Below are 1,846 nucleotides of genomic sequence, written 5' to 3'. Positions count from 1 at the left end.
GGCGACGTGGTTGCACGACTGGTGGGCGATCCACAGGCCGAGGCCACCGGCACTGCCGTCGCCCGCGGCGAGCAGCCCGGCGAACGGGTCCTTGGGCCCGGCGCCGGAGTCGGTGACCGTGACGACGATCCGGTCGGCGCCGCTCCACAGCCGCATCCGCACCGGCCCGCGGCCGTGCCGGTGGGCGTTGGCCACCGCTTCGCTGACCGCCACGATCAGGTCGTCGACGTCCTGGGCCGGCAGGTGACCCCGGTCGGCGTCACGGACGGCCCGGCGCGCCTCGGACAGGCCGGGATCGAGCAGGTCGGCCTGCGGCGCGGTCTGCTCGACCGGGTCCGGCACCGGGGGCCGGGGCTCGCTGAGGTACGGCACCGGGTCGACGTACTGGCTGTTGGGCACGTGCCGGCCGTCCGGCAGAGCCGTACGCGGATGGGTGCGCAGCACGTCGGCGAGCACCTCGGGCGGCGTGACCCGGGTGTCGTAGGCGCACATGCTCCACAGCGGGAACTCGTCGTAGGCGTGGTTGATGGCCGACTCGTAGCGCGCCCACCAGTCCCAGGTCACGCCGAGCGCCTCCACCGGCAGCTGGCCGATGATCCGGATCTGGGCGGCCCCGCCGGCGACGTGGTCGGCCAGCAGCCCCCGGTACGACCGGATGGCCCCGGCCGGCCGCGCGTAGACCGAGCCACCCGGCAGGAACGTGACCGGGCAGCCGGCCGGTAGCGCCGCACGCACCAGCTCGGCGTTGCGCCCGCCCAGCCCGACGATGGTGGGCTCGCCGGCCGCGACGCCGCCCAGCAGGAACGGGACCGCCACGGCCAGCAGATCGTCGTCGGAGTCGTAGCAGACCGCCTCGTGGAAATAGCCGGCGTGCCCGGCAGCGGCACCTGTCCTCATCGGGTCACCTCCACCCGTACGTGGGCCAGCTCCAGCAGCCCGGCGAGGCGCTCGGCGGCACCGAGGCGGGTCCGGACCACGGCGGTCATCTTCTGGGTCTCGGCGTACTGCTGCAGGATGAGCAGCGACCGGTGGTCGATGAAGTCGAGGTCGTCGGCGTCCACCACCACCTCCCCACCGGCCGGGGCCAGGTCGGTGTGCCGCAGGGCGCCGGCGAACAGCTCCTCCACCGACACGTCCACCTCGCCGTCGAGCACCGCGTCGGCGGTCGTGGCCCCGGGATGCAGCTGGAACATGACGCCTTCGGCGTGGCTGGACTCGTGCATGCACGCCAGCTCGGCGACGGCGTGATCGCCCAGCTCACGGCGGTCGTAGGCGCACACGGCGCGCATCGGGGCGGTGCGCATGTAACGCCCGATCGCGTACTCGTACCGGGCGAAGGCGTGCCGCTGCTCGTCGGTGCGTACGAACGCCGTCGCGTCGGCCACCACGCGCAGGCCGGTGAAGCCGGCGGCCAGGGCGTCCTCGGTCGCGGCGGTGTAGGCGGCGACCTGAGCGGCCGGGTCGACGATCAGACCGCCGGGATAGGCCTGCTCGGACGAGAGCACGGACGCTGCTGCTTGGGCTGCGAGCCACTCCGCGGTCTCCGTGGAGTGCCGGCCCGGGATGTACCAGACCCGCTCACCGGCCTCGAGCCCGGCGCGCAGGAACTCCCGCGCGTAGGCGTCGAACGGCTCGTAGTCGTCATATGACCAGCACACGTGCCCGGCCACGGCGGCCCGGCTCACGTGCCGGACACCGCGGCAGTGGTCATCGCCCAACAGTATCCAGCCGAGCCGCCGGTGACGACATCGCGGACCCGTCCGAGGAGCACTTCGATCAGGCTTGTCCGGCGTGCTGCGCGCCGGTCACGGCGGACGCGCCGAGGTCGGGGCCGGGCAGCGCGCGG

Annotated in this window: 2 protein-coding genes; both read right to left on the bottom strand. The window is 73.9% G+C overall.

Translation table 11 applies throughout. From position 1 onward, the window contains the following. Positions 1–897, bottom strand: an 897-nt coding sequence (locus AB0C29_RS46420) for a sensor histidine kinase (RefSeq protein WP_360834503.1), incomplete at its 3' end; no start/stop codon positions are given. After that, positions 894–1,685 carry an MEDS domain-containing protein gene (locus AB0C29_RS46415; protein WP_360834501.1) on the bottom strand — a complete coding sequence of 264 codons (792 nt, stop codon included), beginning with the start codon at positions 1,683–1,685 and terminating at the stop codon, positions 894–896. The genes AB0C29_RS46415 and AB0C29_RS46420, both read right to left, overlap by 4 nt. Positions 1,686–1,846 lie beyond the last annotated feature (161 nt).

The sequence above is a fragment of the Actinoplanes sp. NPDC048791 genome, assembly GCF_040650095.1.
GTDB lineage: Bacteria > Actinomycetota > Actinomycetes > Mycobacteriales > Micromonosporaceae > Actinoplanes.
The sequence above is the reverse complement of the archived record's forward strand: the minus strand, read 5'-3'. Positions and strand labels throughout refer to the sequence as shown.